The sequence below is a fragment of the Peptoniphilus indolicus ATCC 29427 genome, assembly GCF_000227315.1.
Classification (GTDB): Bacteria; Bacillota; Clostridia; order Tissierellales; family Peptoniphilaceae; genus Peptoniphilus; species Peptoniphilus indolicus.
Genome location: NZ_JH165064.1, coordinates 28,591 through 32,016 on the forward strand (window position 1 = coordinate 28,591; position 3,426 = coordinate 32,016).

Here is a 3,426-nt window from a genome sequence, read left to right on the forward strand (position 1 = left end):
TATTATGTGTAACTATAACTATTGTTTTTCCAAAATTATCATTTAAATATTTTAGCATTCTAATTATCTGTTCTGTATTTGCACTATCTAAATTACCAGTAGGCTCATCAGCAAAAATGATGTCTGGATCATTCATTAATGATCTAATTATAGCTACTCTTTGTAGTTCTCCACCGGAAATTTCATAAGAGTATTTATTATAAATATTATATAACCCAAATTCTTCTAAATATTTTAAAGCTTTCTTTTTAGATTCCTCTGGAGATTTCTTAGCTATAAGGCTTGGTAGTATGATATTATCCAATATGGTAATTGACGGTAATATTTTAAAATCCTGAAAAACATATCCTATTTTATTTTTTCTAAGTTTTGCAACTTCAGAAAAAGTTATTTTTCTGATACTTTTTCCGAAAAATAATACTTCTCCTGAATCTATATTATTATCAATTAGCCCAATTATCTTTAGAAGAGTGCTTTTCCCGCTACCTGATGGTCCCATAATAGCTATAAAGTCTTTGTCATATATGTCTAGGTTTAAATTATCTAATACCTTTTGACAATAAATTCCCTTTTCTCCTTGACCATATGATTTACATAAATTTTCAACTTTAATAATTTCATTCATTTAATCATTCACCTCAATACGCTTTAACTTCAATTTTTTTGTAAGATTTTTTGAAATTTTCAAATAGACAATTATTTCAAATGATATAAACAACATTAATATAATTCCAAAACCACAAACTCCAAACTTTGTAAGTTCTAAGAAACTTGCAAGTGATTTTTCCGTTTCAATATCAATGTAAAAAGGAAAAATAGCAATCAATGGAACTACTAAATAAGTAATTATTGCCGGTTTGAAATATATTAAAAATATTTCTTTGCGTAACAACCTATATCGACTACCACCCATTCCAAGTAAATCTAATAATTGATATTTTTCTAAAATAAAATTAAAATCGTTTCTAATTTTTATCTTATATAAATATAAAATAAATCCTTTTATTGCAATTACTATTAAAGCAACTGTGATAACCATTAACTTTTGAGAACTTTTCAATAAATTTACTATTACATCTTTATAATATACAGATATTTTATCATTTTTCTTGGCTATGTCATTTATTTCATTGTTTAATGTTCTCCCATAATTGGCATTATATCTAATCAATTCTGAATAATGAATGTCATCTACATTTTCTGGAGTCAATTCTTTGAAGTCTTCATCTGACAATATTACCCAATCGTTCCATTCAACTAATCCTCTAAACACATATCTACCATCTAAGGAATTTATTAATATGTCTTTATTTTTTTCGCCACTACTTATATGAAAATTCTGTTTTTCTCCCTCATAAACAATCCAATTGTCATTATTTAATGTTGTTTCAATCAATTTCCCATGTCCATTATTTAAATGTAATTTTTCATCAAGTATCTTATTATAAAAAGATTCAGAGGTTACATTATATTCAGTAATACCTAGTTGTACTGTGTAAGATGGAAATATTACTGATTTTTCTACTTTATTTGCGTCTATATTCAAATCTTTTAAATCTTCTATCTTATCACCAACAACTAAAGCGTCATAAATATATGGTTTTTCTATATCTTTATCTAAAACACTGCCCCAGTAGGAAAGTAAAAATATGCTAAATACATACATCAGTATAAAGGCACTTATGGTATTTGAATTTACTACAATCTTATTTAATTTTCTATGTCTATTAAAACTACTATCTAAGGCGATACTTTCTATAACTTTATTATTTTTACGAAGTTTCACCGGATAACTAAATATGGCTGTATTCATTAAAATTGTATAGCCTAAAATGAAAGAAAATAAATAAAACACAATTCCTATACTAAAAGGAATCACTCTTAGAGAATATAAGGTTGCAAAAATAAAGCTGATTATTATCAGTAAAATAGCAAATATTTTATCTTTTTATAATTTTTATTATAATCTTTCTTATCTACTTTACTCTCTACATAAAGTCTATCTCCTTCATTTAAAAGTATATAAGCGCTATTATATATAGATAAAAGTAAAATAATAACTCCCAATATTATAATAGTGCTTATATATATTGAAAAATCTATCTTGATTGGAAAGGAATTTATATCAAACATTGAATTTATTGCTATATAAAGTATTTTAGTAGAAAAATAAAGAAATAATGTACCTAACAGAACACTTAAAATATAAACAATGATTCCAAATGTTAAATTTAAGGCTATTATTTCTGATCTATCTGCTCCAAAAAGTTTATAAAGATAAAATAAATCTCCTCTACTCTTCACAAAATTAAAATATGTATATAAAAAATATCCTATAAATATAATTTTTATAAACTTTATTATTGTCTTATAAGTATAATATTCCATCAGAAATGCACCATATTTATTGAAAGAGTAAAATATTGATTGCAAAACCATCGGTAAAATATTAAAGATCATTACTGTTAAAGCTCCTATAAATAGGACTGATATACAATCTTTTTTCTTTATGTTTGTTCGTAAAAATAATTTTGTTAAATACATATAAACCTCTATTAAATTAATACTTAGATTTTCCACTACATGAACTGCTACATGTATACATACAATCAGATTTACAGGACCATGAACATTCTTCTGAGCAATGTCCAATACAATTGTATCTACATCCATCTTTACAAGTTAATCCGCAAGTAAAAATTGAGAAATTCTCATTGTTTTTATACTTAAATAAATTATCACTTTATCGCCTTTAAAAGTCAAGTCCATAATATTATAGACATATTAAGATTTAATTTCAGCTAACTTTTGTGTATTAACATCTATGATAATGATATAATGTAATTATACAGTCTATGAAAATATAGCAAAAAAATAAAGGCAGTCCGAAGACTGCCGATATTTATCTCTCTGTACCTTTGCTATGGTCTTTCTTATTTGCCTTAGCTTTATCATCTGTCTTAAAGCTTTTTATTTGCCCTAATATGGACTTTTTATCTTTATCTTGACTCTTTACTTGTTCTTTTGCTTTTAAGAGCTTAGAAGACAAAATACGGACATTCTTATATTCCTTCCCGTTGTTATCGATACTTGTTTTTACTTGTCCGAAGATTTTAATAAAATCCCCTTGTTTAAGATTTTCTAAATCTTTTGTCTAATCTCCATAGGCTGAACAATTGGTATAAATTTTATTCCCATCGTCATCCTTTAAAACGATTGAAAAATTACTAACTTTAAACTTTTCTATAGTATACTATTTTACTTCAACGTTGATTCAATTTTAAATATCTTCTTTGTTTAATTTAAAATGTATATAAAAGGATAATTTCTTATACCTCTTCTATATAAAAATCTTCTAGTAATTCATATTTTGATTTTCTTACTTCACTCTTTTTATACACATATTTTGCTATGTTATCAGGATCG

The 3,426-nt window shown here is 25.2% G+C and carries 3 protein-coding genes and 1 pseudogene; all 4 read right to left on the minus strand.

Annotation, left to right across the window (positions count from 1 at the left end; translation table 11 throughout):
• Positions 1-625, minus strand: a 625-nt coding sequence (locus HMPREF9129_RS07710; RefSeq protein WP_004822246.1) for an ABC transporter ATP-binding protein, incomplete at its 3' end; no start/stop codon positions are given.
• Positions 626-1,786, minus strand: a complete 1,161-nt coding sequence (locus HMPREF9129_RS07715; protein WP_156792638.1) for a hypothetical protein — start codon at positions 1,784-1,786, stop codon at positions 626-628. It lies immediately after the preceding gene.
• Between the two features lie 134 nt (positions 1,787-1,920).
• The gene (locus tag HMPREF9129_RS07720) at positions 1,921-2,673 is read right to left on the minus strand and encodes an FtsX-like permease family protein (protein WP_004822249.1); all 753 of its coding nucleotides are present in this window, start codon (positions 2,671-2,673) and stop codon (positions 1,921-1,923) included.
• A gap of 229 nt (positions 2,674-2,902) precedes the next feature.
• Positions 2,903-3,244, minus strand: a pseudogene (locus tag HMPREF9129_RS11095) (hypothetical protein); the annotation flags it as partial.
• Positions 3,245-3,426: the final 182 nt, after the last annotated feature.

Coding starts and splice junctions, on each gene's coding strand:
- HMPREF9129_RS07720 (WP_004822249.1), bottom strand. CDS start 2,673: ATGGATGTAGATACAATTGTATTGGACATTGCTCAGAAGAATGTTCAT.